The organism is Micromonospora fiedleri, assembly GCF_016774385.1.
GTDB lineage: Bacteria > Actinomycetota > Actinomycetes > Mycobacteriales > Micromonosporaceae > Micromonospora > Micromonospora gifhornensis.
In genome coordinates this window covers 328179-346101 of sequence record NZ_JAETXL010000005.1, presented here as the reverse complement: position 1 = coordinate 346101, position 17923 = coordinate 328179, and the positions used below count along the sequence as shown (strand labels likewise).

The 17923-nt window shown below is 71.3% G+C and carries 17 protein-coding genes and 2 tRNA genes; 11 read left to right on the top strand and 8 right to left on the bottom strand.

Annotation, left to right across the window (positions count from 1 at the left end; translation table 11 throughout):
• Window positions 1-9: 9 nt before the first annotated feature.
• Entirely contained in the window at window positions 10-1104 is a 1095-nt protein-coding gene (locus JMF97_RS15720; RefSeq protein ID WP_203222253.1) for a hypothetical protein, read from the bottom strand.
• 193 nt (window positions 1105-1297) lie between these two features.
• Window positions 1298-1465 (bottom strand): DUF5679 domain-containing protein, encoded by a 168-nt coding sequence (locus JMF97_RS15715; protein WP_012014940.1) that lies wholly within the window; start codon window positions 1463-1465, stop codon window positions 1298-1300.
• A 519-nt stretch (window positions 1466-1984) separates the two neighbouring features.
• On the opposite strand from JMF97_RS15715, the gene JMF97_RS15710 reads away from it, so the two are divergent.
• On the top strand, window positions 1985-2506 hold the full coding sequence (locus JMF97_RS15710) for a M48 metallopeptidase family protein (RefSeq protein WP_013735755.1): 522 nt from the start codon (window positions 1985-1987) through the stop codon (window positions 2504-2506).
• A gap of 42 nt (window positions 2507-2548) precedes the next feature.
• Window positions 2549-3223, top strand: coding sequence for a hypothetical protein (locus JMF97_RS15705; RefSeq protein ID WP_203222252.1), 675 nt, complete (start codon window positions 2549-2551; stop codon window positions 3221-3223).
• 161 nt (window positions 3224-3384) lie between these two features.
• Here JMF97_RS15705 and JMF97_RS15700 read toward each other — a convergent pair whose 3' ends face one another.
• Window positions 3385-4686 (bottom strand): zinc-dependent metalloprotease, encoded by a 1302-nt coding sequence (locus JMF97_RS15700; protein WP_203222251.1) that lies wholly within the window; start codon window positions 4684-4686, stop codon window positions 3385-3387.
• Window positions 4687-4800: 114 nt separating this feature from the next.
• Between JMF97_RS15700 and JMF97_RS15695 the strand changes: the two genes are divergently transcribed.
• From JMF97_RS15695 to JMF97_RS15670, 6 genes are all read left to right on the top strand, one after another.
• Window positions 4801-5814 carry a YlbL family protein gene (locus tag JMF97_RS15695; protein WP_043721852.1) on the top strand — a complete coding sequence of 338 codons (1014 nt, stop codon included), beginning with the start codon at window positions 4801-4803 and terminating at the stop codon, window positions 5812-5814.
• Window positions 5815-6007: 193 nt separating this feature from the next.
• The gene (locus tag JMF97_RS15690) at window positions 6008-9025 is read left to right on the top strand and encodes a UPF0182 family membrane protein (RefSeq protein WP_203222250.1); all 3018 of its coding nucleotides are present in this window, start codon (window positions 6008-6010) and stop codon (window positions 9023-9025) included.
• 166 nt (window positions 9026-9191) lie between these two features.
• A tRNA-Met gene (locus tag JMF97_RS15685) sits at window positions 9192-9265 on the top strand.
• Between the two features lie 168 nt (window positions 9266-9433).
• A tRNA-Met gene (locus JMF97_RS15680) sits at window positions 9434-9507 on the top strand.
• A 116-nt stretch (window positions 9508-9623) separates the two neighbouring features.
• Complete coding sequence (locus tag JMF97_RS15675; protein WP_203222249.1) at window positions 9624-9860, top strand: hypothetical protein; 237 nt, start codon at window positions 9624-9626, stop codon at window positions 9858-9860.
• An 82-nt stretch (window positions 9861-9942) separates the two neighbouring features.
• Entirely contained in the window at window positions 9943-10776 is an 834-nt protein-coding gene (locus tag JMF97_RS15670; protein ID WP_203222248.1) for a phosphoribosylaminoimidazolesuccinocarboxamide synthase, read from the top strand.
• Here JMF97_RS15670 and JMF97_RS15665 read toward each other — a convergent pair whose 3' ends face one another.
• The gene (locus JMF97_RS15665) at window positions 10777-11247 is read right to left on the bottom strand and encodes an ATP-binding protein (RefSeq protein WP_203222247.1); all 471 of its coding nucleotides are present in this window, start codon (window positions 11245-11247) and stop codon (window positions 10777-10779) included.
• A gap of 105 nt (window positions 11248-11352) precedes the next feature.
• Here JMF97_RS15665 and macS point away from each other — a divergent pair, with 105 nt between their 5' ends.
• Window positions 11353-12483 (top strand): MacS family sensor histidine kinase, encoded by a 1131-nt coding sequence (macS, locus tag JMF97_RS15660; protein ID WP_203222246.1) that lies wholly within the window; start codon window positions 11353-11355, stop codon window positions 12481-12483.
• 14 nt (window positions 12484-12497) lie between these two features.
• Complete coding sequence (locus JMF97_RS15655; protein WP_043721841.1) at window positions 12498-13136, top strand: response regulator; 639 nt, start codon at window positions 12498-12500, stop codon at window positions 13134-13136.
• Window positions 13137-13146: 10 nt separating this feature from the next.
• Here JMF97_RS15655 and JMF97_RS15650 read toward each other — a convergent pair whose 3' ends face one another.
• Window positions 13147-13716 (bottom strand): DUF5709 domain-containing protein, encoded by a 570-nt coding sequence (locus JMF97_RS15650; RefSeq protein WP_203222245.1) that lies wholly within the window; start codon window positions 13714-13716, stop codon window positions 13147-13149.
• A 71-nt stretch (window positions 13717-13787) separates the two neighbouring features.
• A complete protein-coding gene (locus tag JMF97_RS15645) occupies window positions 13788-14786 on the bottom strand; it encodes an SDR family oxidoreductase (RefSeq protein WP_238359437.1) in 999 nt (332 codons plus the stop codon).
• Window positions 14787-14925: 139 nt separating this feature from the next.
• Between JMF97_RS15645 and JMF97_RS15640 the strand changes: the two genes are divergently transcribed.
• Window positions 14926-16128, top strand: a complete 1203-nt coding sequence (locus JMF97_RS15640; protein WP_203222243.1) for a glycosyltransferase — start codon at window positions 14926-14928, stop codon at window positions 16126-16128.
• Here JMF97_RS15640 and JMF97_RS15635 read toward each other — a convergent pair.
• Together JMF97_RS15635 and hisN are read right to left on the bottom strand one after the other, a co-directional pair.
• Window positions 16083-17051, bottom strand: coding sequence for a DMT family transporter (locus JMF97_RS15635; RefSeq protein WP_203222438.1), 969 nt, complete (start codon window positions 17049-17051; stop codon window positions 16083-16085). The two genes, JMF97_RS15640 and JMF97_RS15635, sit on opposite strands and share 46 nt — an antisense overlap.
• Window positions 17052-17110: 59 nt before the next feature.
• Entirely contained in the window at window positions 17111-17914 is an 804-nt protein-coding gene (gene hisN / locus JMF97_RS15630; protein ID WP_203222242.1) for a histidinol-phosphatase, read from the bottom strand.
• Window positions 17915-17923 lie beyond the last annotated feature (9 nt).

Here is a 17923-nt window from a genome sequence, read left to right as displayed (position 1 = left end):
TGGCCATTGTTACTGACTCTGCACCCTCGTTGCTGCCGTGCGGCCGGGCTGGCCACCGGACGTCCGGGTGCGCGAGCATCCGCAGCGGGGATGCGGCGGCCAGTGGCGCCGCCGCAGATTGCCCGGGGACGCGATCTCGATCGCTGCGCCGAGGGTTTCCGGGGTGCCGCCGTCCAGCTGGTGCAGCGCCTCGCCCACCGCGAACGCGGTGGCCGCCAGCAGGATGCTCGCCGCGCAACTCGGTGCGGCCGGGCGGCTGGCCAGCTGGGCGGCCAGCGCCGGCCAGTCGGGGTCGCGGTCGGTGCGGTGCAGGTCGAGGCAGCCCAGGCAGGGGCCGTCGGGTGGCCGGACCAGTGGCCCGATCACCGGGACACCTTCCCGCAGGTCGACCATCAGGTGTGGTTGTCGCCGTTGGGCGTGTCCGGCGGCCAGGAGCGGGGCAGGCCGGTCGGCACCCAACTGGATCACCAGGTCGGGTCGTGGTCGGCGTAGCGCGCTGGTGCCGGTGCCGGGTGCCGACCGGGCCACGGCGGCCTGGACCGCCCGGCCGAGTGGTCGGCCGATCTCACCGGCCGTGATGCCGGTGCCGACCAGGTCGATCGGCCGGACGCAGCCGGGCAGGTCGGGATGGACGTGGCCGACGCCGGCCTGGGCCAGGGCGACGGCGATGGCGGCACCGAGCGGGCCGACGCCGGTGACCGTGACCCGGCTGGCCAGTCGGCGCCGGAGCACCTGAGCGGGAGTGCCGGGAAGTCGGGCGGCGGCGAGCGCCAGCGCGGCGGCCTCGGTAACCAGCCGGGCCCGGCGCGGCCCGGTCAGCTCGCGGGGCACCAGGGTGTGCAGGGGGACCACCAGGCCGGCGGTACGAAGGGCGTCGAGCAGGGTGCGGGCGTACTCCGTCCGGGCACCGGCTCCGGTCAGCACCTGCCGTTCGCTGTGCGTGCCGTCGAGCAGGTCGAGCAGCCCGGCGGTCCTGGGGTCCGCGATCTCCACGAGGACGGCCCGTTCCTGGTCGAGCCCGAGTTGCAGGGTGTGCCGGTCGCGCCAGAGGCGGCTGAGCCCGGGCAACAGGGTGGGACGCGGTGACGGCGGGGAAGGCGGCATGGGTACGAATAGTGACCGAGTCCATGCGTTGCGTCGATCGTTGTCCACAGGTGGCCAGCTTCAGATCCAGGGCTGTCCACAGGATTTGGCGAGATATCCACAACCAGCGGGTAACCAGAGTCGGTCGTCCGACAGTAAGCGAAAACGCGAACGGGGGTGGCCGTCGGCCACCCCCGTTCGTCGAGCGCGTACGTCAGACCTTGGCCTTGCCCAGGATGCGGTTCACTGTTGTGCCACACACCGGACACTTGCCCTTGGCCATGTTCATGCCGGTCTTCGAGACCTCGACGCGGCCTTCGAAGTCCCGCTTCTCCTTGCACTTGACGCAGTAACCGTTGTAGGTCTGGGCCTGGTCGGCCACGTTGCCCTCCTCGTCTCGTCCGCCGGTCGATACCGGTCCGGCGGGTTTCCGGCGGCGGTCGCGTACGGCGCCCGGCGCTGGTGTTTTCCCGCGGCCACCCACGTGACCGCTGGTTGGCGGACCCTACCCAGGTGTGGGCGGTTCCATGTCAGCTGCGCTTTGCCACTGTGAGCAAGGCGACGTCGAGAGTGTGCACGCCGAATCGGGCCAGATCAGTCAGTTTCGCGGGGACACGCCGACCGGGAGCCCGCAAATGCGCTGGTGATGCCGGTGCGCGGGGGGTGAGGCCCCGACTCGGCCGCCGCTGCGATGATCACTTAGAGTCGTGGGAGCGGCGACCTTACCGCTCGGCGCTCACCACGAAGGGTGATCGTGGCACCTGGGCCAGACTTTTTTTAGGACTCCTGGCAATCAATTATCACTTTTCGGACGCGTGTCCGGGGTTGACCCTTGCGGACCCCTGGTCACAACGCATTAGCTTGCCATCGTGACAGCAAACCGAGGCTGCGCGGTCCACTGATGGCTGGGCCGCGGAAGCCGGTCGTCGAGGTACGGCGCAGCCAGCGCCGGCGACGCACGGTGTCCGCCTACCGCGACGGTGAGCGCGTCGTCGTCCTCATCCCGGACCAGTTCTCCCGGGCCGAGGAGAGCGAGTGGGTCGACCGGATGCTCGCCCGGCTCGCAGCCCGGGAGGGCCGCCTGGCCCGTTCCGACGCTGAGCTGCTGGACCGCGCCGACCGGCTGATCAATCTCTACCTCGCCGAGTACGGCAAACAGGCGCTTCCGGCAATCGTCCGGTGGGTGAGCAACCAGAACGGCCGCTGGGGCTCCTGCACCCCGGCGGACCGGTCCATCCGGTTGTCGCACCGGCTCCAGGACATGCCCGACTGGGTCATCGACTACGTGCTGCTGCACGAACTCGTGCACCTCATCGTGCCCAGTCACAACGCCCAGTTCTGGGCGCTGGTCGGCAGGTACCCGAAAACCGAACGCGCCCGAGGCTATCTGGAAGGCGTGGCCGCCGTCTCCGGCACCCCCTGACGCCCGTGAGCGCGTCGGTCCGGCTCCGCGTAGGGTCGGAGGATGCCCCGACGTGTGGTGGTGGCCCTGCTCGCGCCGATCAGCTGGTCGCCGCCCGGCATCGACCCGGTGCACTGGCGTACGGCGCTCGCCGAGGACGTGGTGGACCTGCTGGCCACGCTCAACGAGGTGGACACCGCAGTGGCGGTCACCCCGGCCGACCGCTGGCTGGCCGACGCCGTGATCTGGCCCGGCACCAGCGTCTACGAGGTGCCCGAACCGACCCCGAACGCCGTCTTCGCCGCCCTGACCAGCACCACCGCCCCGGCCGCCGATGCTGGGCCGGTCGGCGGTGCCGGGCCCGGGGCGGGTGACGGGCGGCCGTCGGGGCCGTACGAACAGGCGGCGGTGATCGCGGGGGACGCTCCCGACCTGCCGGGGCTCACCATCGGCAAGCTGTTGCGTCCGCTGACCAGCCGTCCGTTCGCGGTCGCCCCGGCCGAGGGTGGGTCCGGCCTGCTGGGTGTGGCGGCCCGGCTACCCGTACCGCCCTGGCTGCCGCCGCTGGACCTGGACGCCACGGTGCCCGCGACCGTCCGCGCGGCGGCACCCCGCCCAGGCGACCTGGCGGTCACCCCGTCCTGGCACCGACTACGCGGCCCCGCGGACCTGCCCCGACTCGACCCCGCCCTCGCTGGCTGGGAAAACACCCGCACCCTACTGTCCGACGCGGTCTGACCAGGCGTACGTCGACGGGGCGAACCTCAACGCGCACTCGATCTGGGATCGAGTGGCCTGAAGGACATCCGAAGCCACTCGATCCCAGATCGAGCGTGATCTTGCGCTGGACGAGCGTGATCCTGGCGACAGTGGGCTCGGATCAGAGTCGCGCCCGGTGGTCAGGACGGGGTGTCGCCGCCCTTGGGGTCGTCGTCGCGGCGGTCCTGCTCGCCCGGGGCCTTCTCCTCCGGGCCGCCGGGGGCGGTGAAGTCGAAGTTCTCCAGCTCGGTCATCAGGTCGACGTCGGCCATGGCGAAGGCCACCGGGTCGGCGAAGTCCTCGTCGGAGGGCAGCAGGTCCGGGTGGCCCCAGAGCGCGTCCCGGCCGCCGATGCCCCGGTGCTCGGTGAGCGCCGCCCAGAGCGCCGCGGCCTCCCGCAGTCGACGGGGGCGCAACTCCAGCCCGACCAGTGCGGCGAAGGTCTGCTCGGCCGGCCCACCGGCGGCCCGGCGCCGACGGAACGCCTCGCCCAGCGCGACCACGTTCGGCAGCCGGCCGGCCGCCGCGCCGTCCACCACGTGGCAGACCCAACCCTCGACCAGGGCCAGAGCGGTCTCCAGCCGGGCCAGGGACGCCTTCTGCGTCGGGCTGTCCTCCGGGGTGAAGATGCCTTCCAGGGCGATAGCCTGCATCGACTCGGGGTCGGTGGGGTCGACCCGACCCATCGCCTCCTCGATCGCCTCCCGGTTCACCCGGATGCCGGCGGCGTACGTCTCCACGGCGTTCAGCACGTGCCCGCGCAGCCACGGCACGTGCTCGAAGAGCCGCTGGTGCGCCGCCTCACGCAGCGCCACGTAGAGGCGTACCTCGTCCTCGGGGAGTTCGAGGCCCTCGCCGTAGCTGCGGATGTTGGCCGGGATCAGCGCGGCGGTGCCGGCCGGGCCGAGCGGTAGGCCGATGTCACCGGCGGAGAGCACCTCCGCGGCGAGCGAGCCGAGGGCCTGGCCGAGCTGGCCGCCGAAGAGCGCGCCGCCCAGCGTCGCGACCATCGACTGCATCGGGCCGAGCTGGGCGCGGGCCTCCGGTGGCACCAGGTCACCCATCGCGCCGACCATCCGGCTGGCGACCGGGTCGCACAGCTTGCGCCAGACATCGAGCGTCTTGAAGATCCATTCGTTGCGGTTCCAGGCCACCACGGTCCGGATGCCGGAGGGCAGCGCGGAAGCCGGCTCCAGCCAGAGGTCGGCGATGCGCAGCGCCTCCTCGACGGCGTTGCGTTCGTACGGCGAGACCGCCGGGTCGCCTGCCGCGGCGAGCTGGCTGGCCGCGACCTGACGGGCCAGGTCCCAGTTGACCGGCCCGCTTCCCGGCGCGGAGAGCAGGTGCTGCAACTGCGACATGAACTGCTGCATCTGCGCGGGGTCGTTGGGGTCGGGCGGCTGCCCACCCGGTAGCGCGAAACCGAACGGAATATCAGGCACGACGTCTACGGTACGCGTGCCGCAGCCCAGGTGGCCCGCGCCGCTGTTGCGCTGAGGGCGAAGTCGCCGTCGTGCCGCCCGGACGCCGTGTCCCACCTCGGTACGCTCTGCCGCATGAGACGTCGAGGCGTGACCGTCCTGCTCGGTGCTCTGCTCACCGCCCTGCTCAGCATCGGGGTGCTCGCTGCGCCCGTCCCGTACGTGGTGCTCGGTCCCGGTCCGACCGTCGACACGCTCGGGCAGGAGGACGGCAAGGAGGTGATCCAGGTTTCCGGCCGGGAGACCTCCACCTCCACCGGTCAGCTCCGGTTGACCACGGTCGGCGTGCAGCCCAACGTGAAGCTGCGCTCGGCCATCCAGGGTTGGCTCGACGACGATCAGGCGGTGGTGCCGCGCGAGCTGGTCTACCCGCCGGGGGAGACCCGGGAGCAGGTCGAGCAGCGCAACGCCGAGGACTTCCAGGTCTCGCAGACCAGCGCGGAGACCGCCGCGCTGCGCAAGCTCGGGTACGAGGTCCAGGTCGTGGTCAAGGGAGTGTCCGCCGACGGCCCGGCGGCCGGGTTGCTCCAGGAGGGTGACGTGATCACCTCCGTGGACGGCGAGGCGGTGCCGCTGGCCTCCCGGCTGACCGAACTGATCAGGGCGAAGCCGGCCGGCACGCCGCTGCGGGTCGGCTTCACCCGCGACGGGGTGGCCGACACCGCCACGATCACCAGCCGGGAGATCGACGGTCGCCCCCGCATCGGCGTCGACATCGGCCAGCAGCAGCCGCACCCGTTCACCCTCTCCTTCGACCTGAAGGACATCGGTGGTCCCAGCGCGGGTCTGATGTTCGCCCTGGGCATCATCGACAAGCTGACCCCGGAGGACCTCACCGGCGGCCGGATCATCGCCGGCACCGGCACCATCGACGACTCCGGTCAGGTCGGGCCGATCGGCGGCATCCCGCAGAAGCTGGTCGGGGCGAAGGAGGCCGGCGCGACGGCCTTCCTGGTGCCGGAGGCCAACTGTGCCGAGGCGGTGCGCAACCGGCAGCCGGATCTGCCGTTGGTGAAGGTGGGCTCGCTCGACGAGGCATTGGCGGCGCTGGAGACGATGCGCTCCGGCGGCGAACCGACGCACTGCTGAGATCGTCCGGTGACCGCCCGCAACCGTTGACGCTCAAGCCTCTGACCAGGCCAAACTCGGGGGCCGCCCGGCTACGGATCGACCGCCTGACGCAGTCGCCACGCGACCTTGCGCGAACGCTTGCAGGAACACCCCGTACTCTGGGTGCCTGGTCGGTGCCGATCATATCGAGCGTGCGGAGCCAACAGTGGTCATGCGTAGCAGCAGCCCCCTGCCGAGGATGAGCCGACGTGGACGCGTCACGGTCGGCGTTCTGATCGGGGTGTTCGTCCTGTTCACCCTGCTGGGTTGGGGGGTGCAGGCCTGGACGGACTGGCTGTGGTTCTCCGAGGTCGACTACACAGGTGTCTTCACCGGGGTGCTCGTCACCCGGCTGGTGCTCTTCCTGGCCGCCGCCGCGGCGATGGCGGCGATCGTCGGGGGCAACCTCTGGCTCGCCCAACGACTGCGGCCGCGCAATCGGCCGCACTCGCCGGAACAGGCCACGCTTGAGCGGTACCGGATGCTGCTCGGCCCCCGTCTCGGGCTGTGGATCGCGCTGGCGGCGGCGATCGTGGGTCTGTTCGCCGGCCTGTCCGCGCAGAGCCGCTGGAACCAGTGGCTGCTCTTCCGCAACGGCGGCGACTTCGGCGTCAAGGATCCCGAGTTCGGCACCGACATCGGCTTCTACATCTTCCAGTTGCCGTTCTGGCGGTTCCTGCTCGGCCTCGGCTTCACCGCCGTGGTGCTGGCCCTGATCGGCTCGCTGGCCGTGCACTACCTGTTCGGCGGGGTTCGTCTGCAGGGCGTGGGCGACCGGATGACAAACGCCGCGCGGGCCCACCTGAGTTCGCTGGTCGCGGTCTTCGTCCTGCTCAAGGCGGTCGCGTACGTGCTGGACCGGCGCTCGATGCTGCTGGAGTACAACGACGGCGTGGGCGTCTACGGCGCCGGGTACGCCGACATCAACGCCCTGCTGCCGGCCAAGGAGATCCTCGCCTACATCTCCGTGGTGGTGGCGATCGCGATCATCGTGTTCTCCAACGCCTGGATGCGCAACCTGGTCTGGCCGGGCATCTCCCTGGCGCTGCTCGGTGTCTCCGCCGTGGCGATCGGCGGCATCTACCCCTGGGCGGTGCAGACCTTCGAGGTCAAGCCCAGCGCCCGGGACAAGGAAGCGCCGTACATCGAGCGCAGCATTCAGGCCACCCGGGCCTCGTTCGGGCTGGACATCGCGCAACACACGCCGTACGCGGCCAGCAACCTGACGCCGCCGGAGAGCCTGGCCACCGACACCACCGTGGTGTCCAACGTGCGACTGCTCGACCCGCAGCTGGTCAGTGAGACCTACACCCAGTTGCAGCAGGTCCGTGGCTTCTACGACTTCGGCCCGAAGCTGGACATCGACCGGTACACCGTCGACGACAAGACCCAGGACTACGTGGTCGGCGTACGTGAGATCAACTACAGCGAGCTGACCGCTCAGCAGAGCAACTGGATCAACCGGCACACCGTCTACACCCACGGCTACGGTGTGGTGGCCGCCCCCGCCAACCGGGTGGTCTGCGGTGGCCAGCCGTACTTCGTCTCCGGCTTCCTCGGCGACCGGGCGCAGGAGTCCTGCTCCTCGCCGACCGACCTGATCCCGGCCAGCCAGCCCCGGATCTACTACGGCGAGCGGATGCAGGGCAGCGACTACGCGATCGTCGGCAAGCCCAACCCGGACGCCAACCCCGCCGAGTTCGACCGGCCGGCCGGCGAGACCGGTGAGGGTCGCGAGTCGTACTACACCTACACCGGTGAAGGTGGCGTCGAGATCGGCTCGTTCACCCGGCGACTGCTCTACGCGATCAAGGAGCAGGAGGCGAACTTCCTGCTCTCCGAGGCGGTCAACGAGAACTCCAAGCTGCTCTACGTGCGTAACGCGCGGGACCGGGTGGAGAAGGTCGCGCCGTTCCTCACCCTGGACGGCGACCCGTACCCGGCGGTCGTCGACGGTCGGGTGCAGTGGATCGTGGACGGCTACACCACCGCCGCGACCTACCCGTACGCCGAGCGGGTCAACCTCCAGCAGGAGACCACCGACGAGCTGACCGGCCGGGGCACCATCCAGTTGGCCCGGGAGAACGTCAACTACATCCGCAACTCGGTGAAGGCGACCGTCGACGCGTACGACGGCACGGTCACCCTCTACGAGTTCGACGAGAACGACCCGGTGCTCAAGGCGTGGAACAAGGCCTTCGGCGGTGACCTGATCAAGCCGCGCGCCGAGATCCCGGAGGCGCTGGCGGCGCACTTCCGCTACCCGGCCGACCTGTTCAAGGTGCAGCGCAACCTGCTCACCCGGTTCCATGTCACCAGCCCGGGCGACTTCTACTCCGGGCAGGACTTCTGGCAGGTCCCGAACGTGCCGGACGCGCCGGACAGCGAGGTCAAGCAGCCGCCGTACTACCTCTACACCCAGTTCCCCGAGCAGGACGCGCCGACCTTCCAGCTGACCAGCGCGGTCACCCCGAACGGTCGACAGAACCTGGCGGCGTTGATCTCCGGGTCGTACCAGGACGGCAAGCCCAGGTTGCAGGTGCTGGAGTTGCCCGACCAGACCCGGGTCTCCGGGCCGGTGCAGGTGCACCAGCAGATGACCAACAACGCCAACATCCGGCAGCAGCTGAACCTGCTCTCCTCCAACCAGGCTCAGGTGCAGTACGGCAACCTGCTCTCCCTGCCGTTCGGCAACGGGATGCTCTACGTCGAGCCCGTCTACGTCAAGAGCAACCAGACCGACGCGTACCCGCTGCTCCAGAAGGTGCTGGTGTCCTACGGCGACGGCGGTTCCTACGTGGTGCTGGCCGATAACCCGACCGACGGCATCAAGCAACTGGTCGAGCAGGGTAAGCGGGCCAATGCGGGCAATCCGCCGCCGGCCACCGAGCCGCCGCCGGCCGGCGATGACGAGCCGTCGGCCACTCCGTCGGCGACCCCGTCGGCCACTCCACCGGCTGGTGACGCGCCGCCGCTCACCGGCGACCTGGCCGCGGCCGCCAACCGCGTGCAGGCCGCTATCACGGAGGTGCGGGCCGCGCAGACGTCCGGCGACTTCGAGCGGTACGGCCGGGCGCTGAAGGAGCTGGACGAGGCGCTGACCGCGTTCCAGCAGGCGCAGCAGGCGGCCAGCGGAGGCGGCGCCCAGGGCGGTGCGACGCCCACGGGTGCTCCGACACCTAACGGCTGACGTTCGTCGACCGCGAGGGCCTGCGGTGGTGATTCTCCGATCACCGCCGCAGGCCCTTTCGGCTTTCATGGTGCGGCTGGTGACCGCGGGAGCGGCCCGGGCCGAGCGGCCGTTCCGGCGTCGTTTTGCGGTGGCCAGGGGTGGTGCGCTACGGTGGATCTACCGACGCGGGGTGGAGCAGCTCGGTAGCTCGCTGGGCTCATAACCCAGAGGTCGCAGGTTCAAATCCTGTCCCCGCTACTGCAAGACGATGGCCCCGGACTCCGGTCCGGGGCCACTGTCGTCTCGCTCGTCGTCGCGGCGGTGGTGCGTGAATGGCCCCGGTGGACGGTGTTCGCACCGACTGCGTGCCGATGGTGGGGGTGGGTGATCGGTGCAGCGGTGGGTGCGGTAGGCTGAATCTACCGACGCGGGGTGGAGCAGCTCGGTAGCTCGCTGGGCTCATAACCCAGAGGTCGCAGGTTCAAATCCTGTCCCCGCTACTGCAAGACGATGGCCCCGGACTTCGGTCCGGGGCCATCGTCGTTTCGCCAACTCGCGCCGTCGACACAGCTGCCGTTCGTCGACCACGGTTGCGCTCGTCGGCGAGGATGAGCCCATGTCTTCGTTCAGCAAGTGGTGGGGGCGGCTCAGCACGCTCCTGGGCGTGGTCGTGCTCTCGGTGTTCGTTCCGGTCGCCGCCTGGGCCTCCACCGGGACCGGGGAGCTGGTCGTCGAGGCCGCCCGACGGCGGCGTGGTGGCGGCTTCTTCGGCTTCCTGAGCCTGCTCTGCTGCCTGGCGGTGGTGGCGGTGGTCGTGCTGCTGGTGATCCGGATGACACGCCGTCGGCGTTGACCTGGGCCCGGCTCCCGCACCGCCCTCGCCGGGGGCACCTTGCTTCTCGGCACCCTGCGCGGCACGTGGTCTACTTGTCGCCGTGGAACTTCTGCATTCGGGCAAGGTGAGGGACGTCTACGCCGACGGCGACGATCTGATTCTGGTCGCCTCGGACCGCATCTCCGTCTACGACGTGGTGCTGCCGACCCCGATCCCGGACAAGGGCAAGCTGCTCACCGCGCTGTCGCTGTGGTGGTTCGAGCAACTGGCCGACCTGGTGCCGCACCACGTCATCTCGGCGACCGACGTGCCGGCGGAGTTCGCCGGTCGGGCGATCCGCTGCCGTCGGCTGGAGATGGTGCCCGTCGAGTGTGTCGCCCGAGGCTTCCTGACCGGTGGCGGCCTGAAGGAGTACGAGCGCACCGGCGCGGTGTCCGGTGTCGAGTTGCCGCGGGGGCTGGTCGAGGCGTCGATCCTGCCGGAGCCGATCTTCACCCCGTCGACCAAGGCGCCGATGGGTGAGCACGACCAGCCGATGACCTTCGCCGAGGTGGTCGACAAGGTCGGTGCCCAGACCGCCGAACGGCTGCGTCAGGTGACGATCGACATCTACTGCCGCGGCACCGAGTTGGCCGCGCAGCGGGGCATCCTGGTCGCCGACACCAAGATCGAGCTTGGTTGGGCGGCGGATGGCACGCTGGTCCTCGCCGACGAGGTGCTCACCCCGGATTCGTCGCGGTTCTGGCCGGCCGAGTCGTACCAGCCCGGTCGGGCGCAGTTCTCCTACGACAAGCAGTACGTGCGGGACTGGGCGGCCAGCAGCGGCTGGAACAAGCAGGCACCGGCCCCCGAGGCGCCGGCCGAGGTGGTCGAGGCCACCCGCGCCCGCTACGTGGACGTCTACGAGAAGCTGACCGGCAACCGCTGGGAGTGATCACTCCAGCCGGTGTCGGCCGATGTGCTGCTCGGTCACCATGGTCGCGGCGAGGATGCGTACCGTGGTGCCGGCCGGGCCGGTCGCGACATCCATCGCGTCGGTCAGCTCGCGGGCCAGCCAGAGGCCCCAGCCGCCGGCCGTGTCGGGCGCCGGCCGGTGGCGGTTGTCGAGTCGCTGGGCGCTGATGCCCTGGCCGTGGTCGGAAACCTCGCAGAGCAGCTGACCGGGCTCCGCCCAGAGTCGCAGCCAGCCCTGACCCCCGCCGTGCCGCACGGCGTTGGTGATCAGCTCGTTGACGGCGAGCACGAAGTCGTCCAGACGCTCGTCGCGCAGCCCGGCGGCGTGCGCGCAGGAGGCGACCGAGTGTCGAAGCTCGGTCACCTGAGCCTGGTCGAAGGCATCGGCGATCAGGAGGGCGTGTTCGATGGGCACCACCGTACGCGGTGTAGGCGGTTCTGCGTTCGTCATGGCCCTGTCCCGACAGAAGATCGCGGAGCTTTACGAGGCATTTACCACCGTACGTCAGGGTTCGTTGGGCCGCATGGGCCGAGGTGCCGGCTGATCGCTTGTGGCATGGTGACGCACGTGCCCGCGCCCGGTGGTTTCGAGGTCCCGCTCTGGCGTGCCGTCGCGGTTTTCCGGGTGGCTTCCCTGGCGTACGTCTGCGTGGTCGTGGCCCGCGACGCGGACCGGTACGCCCACCCGCTCGCCGCCGGTGCGCTGGTCCTGGTAATGGCGGCCTGGACCGTCGTCACCGCGATCGGCTACGCGGCGCCGGCCCGGCGCGGCTGGCCGCTGCTCCTGGCCGACCTGGGTGTCGTGGTGGCGATCCTGCTGGTCACCCCGTGGGTGATGGGCCGGGAAGCCCTCGCCGCCGGTCTGCCGACGCTGGCGATCGCCTGGCTCAGCGGGCCGGTGCTGGCCTGGGCCGTCTCCGGTGGTCGACGCCGTGGCGTGACCGCCGCGCTGGTGATCGGCGGAACCGACCTGGTGACCCGGGGCATGGTCACCCCGACCGCGATCAACGGCACGATCCTGATGTTGCTGGCCGGTGTGGTGGTCGGGCACGTGGCCCGGTTGGCGGTCCGCGCGGAACAGCGGTTGCAGCAGGCCGTCGAGCTGGAGGCGGCCACCCGGGAACGGGAACGGCTGGCCCGCGACATCCACGACTCGGTGCTGCAGGTGCTGGCCCTGGTGTCTCGCCGGGGCGAGCACCTCGACGGGGAGGCCGGTGAGCTGGCCCGGTTGGCCGGCGAGCAGGAGGCGGCCCTGCGCGCACTGATCTCCGACGCCGGTCCGCGCGCCACCGACGGGCCGGTGGACCTGCGCGAACTGCTCGGCCGGTACGCCTCGGCCAACGTCTCGCTGTCCACCCCCGCCACCGCGGTGCCGCTGCCCCCGCGGGTGGCCCACGAACTGGCCGCTGCCACCGGGGCGGCACTGGACAACGTGGCCCGGCACGGCGGCGGGCGGGCCTGGGTGCTGGTCGAGGACGAGGACTCGACGGTGACCGTGTCGATTCGGGACGAGGGACCGGGTTTCGCCCCGGACCGGCTCACCGAGGCCGTCGCCCAGGGGCGGCTCGGCGTGGCCCAGGCCATCCGGGGTCGGCTGACCGACCTCGGTGGTACGGCCACGATCAGTTCCGTCCCGGGCAGCGGCACCGAGGTCGAACTCACCGTGTCGAGGAGGAGGAACCCGTGAGTGGCGTACGAGTCATGGTGGTGGACGACCACCCGATGTGGCGCGAAGGGGTGGCCCGCGACCTGGCCGAGGCCGGCCATCAGGTGGTGGCCAGCTGCGGTGAGGGCCGCCAGGCGGTCCGGGTGGTGGCCGCTGCCCGCCCCGACGTGGTGGTGCTCGACCTGCAACTGCCCGACGTCTCCGGGGTGGAGGTGATCCGTGGGCTGCGCGCCGCCTGGCCGCAGGTCCGCGTGCTGATGCTCTCCGCCAGCGGCGAACAGCAGGGCGTGCTGGACGCGGTCAAGGCCGGCGCCACCGGCTATCTGCTCAAGTCCGCCGCGCTCGCGGAATTCCTCGACGCGGTACGGCGTACGGCGGCGGGCGAACCGGTGTTCACGCCCGGCCTGGCCGGGCTGGTGCTCGGCGAGTACCGCCGGCTGGCCGCCGCCGGTGGGCCGGAGCCGGGTCAGGACACCGCACCCCGGCTCACCGAACGGGAGACCGAGGTGCTGCGGCTGGTGGCGAAGGGGATGTCCTACAAGCAGATCGCCGAGCGGCTCGGCCTGTCCCACCGTACGGTGCAGAACCACGTGCAGAACACGCTCGGCAAGCTGCAACTGCACAACCGGGTCGAACTGACCCGCTACGCGATCGAACGCGGCCTGGACGAGTAGCGCGTCGCCGTCACACCGAATGCGGCGGACGGGTCTCGTGCACGGCCAACTCCTCGGCGCTGGCCCCACCACCGGCGCTGCCCGCGTCGTACGCGATGGCGTCGGCTTCCTGGTCGGTGTGCGTGCCCTCGTCCGGTTGGACCAGCCGACCCACCGTGGCGTCGCCCGCGCCCAACTGCCCGTGGTCGTAGAGGGAGACCGCGGACTTCGGGTCGGAGGTCGGGCCCGGGTCCATCACGTCGGCGTCGAGCTGCGCCTGCGCCGCCTGTTCCCGGCTGTCCGCCTCGGCCGCGATGTCCGGGTCGACCGGCGCGGCCAGCGGGTCGTCGACCGGCAACTCGAACTGCTCCCGGCTCAGCTTGTAGTCCAGCGACTCACCGTCGAGCTGCTCGTCGGCGGTGGTGCCGAACTCGTCCACCGCCACCGGCACGCGGTCGCCGGGCAACTGGGCGGGGGCCGGGCCGTCCGCCTCCCGTCCGGTCAGTACGTCGTCCCCGGCCGTCGAGTCGTCGTCGGCGGTGTCGGGCAGACCGTCGGCCTCGGGGTCGGACAGCGGGGTCGGGTACTCGTCTTCGCGCATACCTGCACCACTACCCGCTGCCCCGGTGCCGTAACCGGCATCGTCGGTGCCGATCGGGGACGCCGAGGCCGTCACCGGACGTCGCGACGCTGGCGGGCCATCGCCGCGACGGTGCCGACCGCGGTACCGGCGGCGGCCAGACCGAGGGCGGCGGTCACCCGGACCATCTGACGGCGGCGACCGTGCCAACCGCCCTCCGGGACGCCGTCGGCATCCGGCCGGAAGACGTTACCGCTGCTGTCGGCGGGCGTGTCGGGGCCGAACTGGGTGCGCTGGGCGTACCAGGCGAGGACCCGTTCGGTGAGCGCCGGGGCCAGTCGCCACTGCAGGCCGAGCAACCGGGCGGCACCCCCGGCGTACGCCTCACGGCGGGGACGCTGCAACAGCCGGACGGTCGTCTCCGCCACCATCGTCGGCGGGTAGACCGGCGGTGGCGGCGCGAACACCTGGCCACTGTGGTTGGCGGCGTGCCGGAAGAAGGGCGTGTCGATGGCGGCCGGCAGCACCGTGCAGATCGAGATGTCGCCCCGGCCGGTGAGCCGCAGCTCCTGGCGTACCGTGTCGGACAGGCCCCGGATGCCGTGCTTGGCGGCGTTGTAGGCGGACTGGTACGGCATCACCACCTCGGCCAGCACCGAGGCGTTGTTGACCACGACACCGCCACCGGCGGCGTCGAGATGCGGCAGCGCGGCCCGCATGCCGTACGCGGTGCCGAGCAGATCCACCTCCAGCACCCGGCGGAACTCCGCCACCGGGATCTCGTCGAAGAGCCCGACCACGCCGACCGCGGCATTGTTGATCCAGGCGTCGATGCGGCCGAACTGGGCGACCGCGCTCGCGGCGAGCCGCTCGACCGCCGCCGGGTCGGTGACGTCGGTGGGTACGACAAGGCTCCGACCACCCAACTCGTCGCAGCGCCCGGCCACCGCCAGCAGCGCCGGCTCGGTCCGGGCGGCCAGCACCAGAGCGCATCCCCGTCGAGCCAGGGCGTACGCGGTCGCCGTGCCGATGCCGCTGGAGGCGCCGGTGATCACCACCGTGCAGTCGCTGATCGGTCGAACGAGAGGCATTAAGTACCGATACCCCACCGTGTCGCCGGTCATGCCGCCGCCGAGCAGCGGCGATCTGCCAGGTTTCGGCTCGTCGGGCCTCGGTTAATGGGACGCTCTGACCGGAGGACCACCGCACAATTACGCATGGAGGTGACCCATGCGCGTCGGCCTTGTCTGCGCCCACGCCGCTGCGCCGACCTCCGGCGACGGGACCGTCGTCGGCACCTACCAGCACATCGCACGGGTCGCTGCCGAACTGGCCGGACGAGGGCACGACGTGCGGGTGTACACCCGACGGGACGATCCGGACGTGGCCGACACCGACCTCGTCGACGGCTACCGGATCGAGCGGGCACCGATCGGACCGGTGGCCCCGACCCCCACCGCCGAACTGGTGCCGTACGTGTCGGAGTTCGGCCAGTGGCTCGCCGACCGGTGGGCGACCGACTGGACGCCTGAGGTGGTGCACGGTCACTACTGGATCGGCGGGTTGGCCGCCGCGCACGCCGTACGGGAGACCGACATCCCCGTCGTGCAGACGTTCCACTCGATCGGCATGGAGCAACTGCGGCACCTCGGCCCGCGCTACGACGGCCCCGGTACCCGCATCCCGCTGGAACGGGCGCTGACCCGGGTGGTGGACATCGCGGTGGCCCAGTGCAACGACGAGGTGGAGGAACTGACCCGGATGGGTCTGCAACGCATGTCGGTGGCGATGGTGCCGACCGGTGTGGACACCGGGCACTTCCGTCCCGACGGCGAGGCCGCCCCGCGTGACCAGCGCCCCCGGATCCTCTCCGTGGGTGGGCTGTCACCCGGCCACGGTCAGGACGACCTGATTCGCGCGATGCGCCTGGTCGGCGAGGCGGAACTGGTGATCGCCGGTGGCCCGCCGGCCGGTCAGCTGGCCGGTCACGCCGAGGCCCGCCGGCTGCGCGAGCTGGCCGAACGGGTCGGTGTGGCCGACCAGGTGCACCTGGTGGGTGCGGTGCCGCACGACCAGATGGCCACCTGGTACCGCTCGGCCGACGTGGTGGCCTGCACCCCGCACTACTCCTCCGCCGGTCGGGTGTCCCTGGAGGCGATGGCCTGCGGTGTTCCCGTGGTCGGATACGCCATGGGCGGCATCGCCGACGCCGTGGTCGACGAGGTCACCGGCAGGCTGGTGCCGCCGGGCGACGTACGCACGCTCGGGATGACCCTGCGCCGGCTGATCACCGACAACGCGGGCCGGTTCGCGTACGGGCACGCGGCCGTCGACCGGGTCCGGTGCAGCTACACGTGGGAACGGACCGCGAGTGCTCTGGAGCGGCTCTACGAGCGGGTGATCGGCCGGCGTAAACCGGTCGAGGCGGCCTGAGCCGGGCCGGTCGACTCCGAGCCGCGCAGCCGGCCCTCGGCCAGTCGAGGAGCCACCAGAGGCAGCTGTCGGCCGCCCACGCCGCCGTCCAGCACGGCCCGGGTGGTCTCCTGCGCGACCGCGTGATGGTGTTGCGGCTCGGCGTACCGGGTGAGCCCGATGACCGCCGCGAGGGTGATCAGGAAGCCGGTGCCGGCGAGCCATTCCCGGCCGGGCCAGATCTTGTCGTTGAGCAGCAGCAGGCCGACGATCGCCGCGGGTACCGCCCCGGCCGCGTCCATCGCGGCCACCGCCGCCGTGGTGGAACCCCGCTGCATCGCCAGCCCCAGCAACAGTTGGCCGACGATCGAGTGGCCGATGAGCAGGTACAGCAGCGGATCGGTGAGGAACGCGTCCCAGGTCGGCGCGGAGGCCAGCGGCCGGGCGGCCACCGCGGCGGCGGAGAATCCCAACCCGGCGAGGGAACCGAGCGCCACCGAGCCCGGCGCGCCCTGCAACCGGACCGCGAAGATGCCCAGCACCGCGATCGCCCCCAGGGCCACCAACAGGGCGATCACCCCGGCCGTACCGAGTGGCTTCGACGGTGCCGGCTGCGCGGAGAGCACCAGCGCGGTGATCCCGGCGAAGAGCAGCAGCAACAGGACGACCTCGGCCATCGGCAGTCGCCACTTCAACACGATCACGCCCAGCAGGGCGGTGACGCCCAGCCCGGCGGCCACGCTCGCCTGCACCAGGAACAGCGGCAGGTCCCGGCGGGCCAGGAAGGCCAGCACGAAGGCACCTACCTGGCAGACCAGACCGACCAGGTAGGTGCGGTGCCCGGCCAGGCGCCACAGGAGCCCGGGATCGAATGTGTGTTGCACCGTGGTGCGGGCGGCGGCGACCGACTGCAACAGGTTGGCGATGCCGTACGCGACGACCATCGCCGCCAGAAAACACCAACTCGCGGTAGCCACCTGGCGAGAATAGAGGTAACCGGACGTCAGCGCGCGGCCGGCCGACCGAGCCTGTCCAGGATGTCGGAGTGCAGCATCGCGTTGCTGGCCACGGCGCTGGTCTCGGCTCCGGCGGGGGCCGGACGACCGTCCAGATCGGTGACGGTGCCCCCGGCCTCGGTCACGATGGGTACCAGAGCGGCCACGTCCCAGAGCGACAACTCGGGCTCGATCATGATGTCGAGGGCGCCCTCGGCCAGCAGCATGTAGCCGTAGAAGTCGCCGTAGGCGCGGCTGCGCCAGGTGTCCCGCATCAACTGGAGCACCGGCTCCAGTCGGCCGTTCTCCTCCCAGCCGCTCAGCGACGAGTAGCACAGGCTGGCGTCGGAGAGTTGGCGTACCCCGGAGACCCGGATCGCCTCGCCCCGGTCGGGGGCCGGGCCCGCGTACGCCCCGCCGCCCTGCGCCGCCCACCAGCGGCGGCCGAGCGCCGGCGCGGACACCACGCCGACGACGGGACGGCCGTCCTGGAGCAACGCGATCAGGGTGGCCCAGATCGGTACGCCCCGGACGAAGTTCTTGGTGCCGTCGATCGGGTCCACCACCCACTGGCGGGTGCCGGCGGCGGGCGTCGCGCCGTACTCCTCGCCGAGCAGGCCGTCGTCGGGTCGCTGCTGCGTCAGCAGCGCGCGGATCTCGCGTTCCACCGCGGTGTCCGCGTCGGAGACCGGGGTCAGGTCCGGCTTGGACTCCACCCGCAGGTCGAGGGCGCGGAACCGGGCCGTGGAGATGGCGTCGGCGGCGTCGGCGAGGCGGTGGGCGAGGGCGAGGTCGTCGGCGTACCCGGTCATGGGTTGCAC